This is a genomic window from Rhizobium sp. P1_E1, assembly GCF_056406015.1.
Genome location: NZ_JBFUAY010000360.1, coordinates 1 through 3,178 on the forward strand (window position 1 = coordinate 1; position 3,178 = coordinate 3,178).

Annotated in this window: 2 protein-coding genes; both read right to left on the reverse strand. The window is 56.7% G+C overall.

The window, feature by feature from the left end:
• Positions 1-74: 74 nt before the first annotated feature.
• Positions 75-1,508 (reverse strand): NAD(P)(+) transhydrogenase (Re/Si-specific) subunit beta, encoded by a 1,434-nt coding sequence (locus tag AC1D1Z_RS35630; RefSeq protein WP_018517150.1) that lies wholly within the window; start codon positions 1,506-1,508, stop codon positions 75-77.
• Between the two features lie 15 nt (positions 1,509-1,523).
• Positions 1,524-3,095: a Re/Si-specific NAD(P)(+) transhydrogenase subunit alpha gene (locus tag AC1D1Z_RS35635; RefSeq protein WP_477853499.1), complete on the reverse strand. Its 1,572-nt coding sequence runs from the start codon at positions 3,093-3,095 to the stop codon at positions 1,524-1,526.
• Positions 3,096-3,178 lie beyond the last annotated feature (83 nt).

A 3,178-nucleotide genomic window follows, 5' to 3' on the forward strand; every position in this document is an offset into this window, starting at 1 on the left:
CTATCATGCATACCGACAGGACGGAATAAGGCTCGCGGCTGAAACTCCCAAGAAGTTTTGCGCGCGTCGTTTGATTAGGCCATCAGCGGTATGACGCTATCGAGTGACTTCTTGGCATCGCCGTAAAACATCCGCGTGTTTTCCTTGTAGAAAAGCGGGTTCTCGATCCCGGAATATCCAGTTCCCTGACCGCGCTTGGATACCAGGACGTGCTTGGCCCTCCAAACCTCCAGCACGGGCATTCCGGCAATCGGTGAGTTGGGATCTTCCAGAGCTGCAGGATTGACGATGTCATTGGAACCGATGACGATAACGACGTCCGTACTCGAGAAATCCGCGTTGATCTCATCCATCTCAAGAACGATATCGTAGGGTACCTTCGCCTCAGCTAGCAAGACATTCATATGTCCAGGAAGGCGGCCCGCAACCGGATGAATGGCAAAGCGAACCGTTTTCCCGGCTGCACGAAGCTTTCGAGTGAGTTCCGAGACCGACTGTTGCGCTTGCGCGACCGCCATTCCATAGCCTGGAACGATGATGACGCTATCAGCCTCGTTCAGGGCCGCTGCGACACCATCAGCATCGATCGCCACCTGCTCGCCGACAATCTCCATGGTGGGCCCTGTGACACCGCCGAAACCGCCAAGGATGACCGATATGAAGGACCGGTTCATAGCCTTGCACATAATATACGACAGAATTGCGCCAGAAGAGCCGACCAGTGCCCCGGTGACAATCAGCAGATCATTTCCGAGCGTGAACCCAATTGCGGCCGCCGCCCAGCCGGAGTAGCTGTTCAGCATCGAAACAACGACAGGCATGTCTGCGCCGCCAATGCCCATGATAAGGTGGTAACCGATAAAAAATGCGACGCCAGTCATCAAGATCAGCGTCCAGGCGCCCTGACCGTCGACATACATTAGCAGCATCATTAGGCACAGGATCGCCGCTCCGGCATTGAGAAAATGGCCGCCAGCTAGCTTTTTGGCTTTGCCGTCGACCTTGCCGGCAAGCTTGCCGAACGCGATGACGGAACCTGTGAACGTTACAGCGCCGATGAAAATGCCAAGAAAAACCTCGACCTTCATGATCGACAGCTCAACAGGTGTTTTATGGGCCAGGATGCCAGGAAATCCGTCCAGTGCGGCCCGCGTCGCCTCGTCCATGCCGGCAATCCGCAAAGCCTCGAGGTGGGCGTTGAAACCGATGAATACGGCGGCCAGGCCAACAAACGAGTGAAGGGCTGCCACGAGTTGGGGCATTTCGGTCATTTGCACACGGCTCGCAACGAAGTGCCCTAAGAGAGCGCCGCCTGCCACCATGAACGCAATGATAAACCAACTGCCGACGCCCGGGCCAAATACGGTTGCAATCACAGCCAGGGCCATTCCGACAATGCCATACCAGACAGCACGTTTGGCGCTCTCCTGTCCCGAAAGCCCGCCGAGTGAAAGAATAAAGAGCACAGCCGCAGCGATGTAGGCTGCTGAAACGATCCCGATCGTCATGATAATTCCCCCCGATCAAGACTTCTGGAACATGGCGAGCATGCGCCGTGTCACCAGGAAGCCGCCGACAATGTTGATCGTTGCAATAAGCACCGAAACGGCAGACAGCGTCACCACCAACCAGCTTTCGGAACCGATCTGCAGCAACGCGCCCAAGATGACGATTCCCGAAACGGCATTGGTGACCGCCATCAGCGGCGTATGCAGCGAGTGCGAGACATTCCAGATCACCTGGAAACCAACGAAGCATGACAGCACGAACACAACGAAATGGCTCATAAAGCTTGCAGGCGCAAAAGCCCCGACCAGCAACAAAGCGGCCGTTCCACCAGCGAGAAGAAAGCCTTGGCTTTTCGTCTGCGCCTTGAAGGCGGCGACCTCCTTTGCGCGCTTCTCTGCAGGTGTTAGCTCCTTGGTCTTGTCTTTGGGTTTTTGAGGGGCGATCGCCTTTATCTTTGGCGGCGGCGGTGGGAAGGTTACCTCACCCCGGTAGGAAACCGTCGCGCCACGGATGACGTCATCCTCCATGTCATGGATGATCTGCCCGTTTTTGTGTGGCGTGAGGTCTGAGATCATATGGCGAATATTATTCGAATACAGCGTCGAAGCCTGTGCGGCCATGCGGCTTGGAAAGTCGGTGTAGCCGATGATGATGACACCATTGTCGGAGACGATCCGTTGGTCGACCGCCGTTAGCTCACAGTTTCCGCCGCGCTCGGCAGCCAAATCCACAATCACCGAGCCTGGCTTCATCGCCGACACCATGTCCGCAAGCCAGAGCTTCGGTGCATCGCGGCCYGGAATGAGGGCCGTGGCGATGACGATATCAATTTCCGGGGCCAACTCCCGGAACTTTGCCAGTTGTGTCTCTCGGAACTGGGGTGATGAAGGCGCTGCGTAGCCACCGCTTTCGGCGCCATCTTGCTGGTCCTCAAAATCCAGAAAGACAAACTCAGCCCCCATCGATTCGATCTGCTCGGCGACTTCTGGACGCACGTCGAATGCATATGTGATCGCACCAAGCGATGTAGCTGTACCGATTGCGGCTAGTCCTGYGACACCAGCGCCAATGATGAGAACTTTGGCGGGAGGAACCTTGCCTGCGGCGGTTACCTGTCCGGTGAAAAAGCGCCCGAAATTGTTGCCGGCCTCGATTACCGCGCGATACCCTGCGATATTCGCCATGGACGACAATGCGTCCATTTTCTGCGCCCTGGAAATGCGCGGCACCATGTCCATCGCAATGACATTGAGCCCGGTGTGTTTTGCCTTCTCCAGCAAGCTCGCGTTCTGGGCTGGATAGAAAAACGAGATCAGCGTTTTTCCAGCTGCCAGTTTGTCGATCTCGCCGGGTTCCGGCGGCCGAACCTTGATGACGACATCCGATGAAGAATACACGGCTGCCGCGTCTTCGACGACGAAAACCCCAGCGTCGCCATAGGCTTGGTCAGAGAACCCGGCCTGCCGTCCTGCTCCCGTTTCGACGATGCACTCGTATCCGAGCTTCTGCAGCTGTAGGGCGCTTTCTGGCGTCAGCGCCACACGCGCTTCCTGCCCTGCAATTTCCCTTAGTGCTCCAATTTTCATAGAACGCCCCTCCGGCGCGATTGTTACCGCCCGGCTGATCGCCGGCAACGAACGCTGTTACATTGTGGGAAGCAGCTTTGACC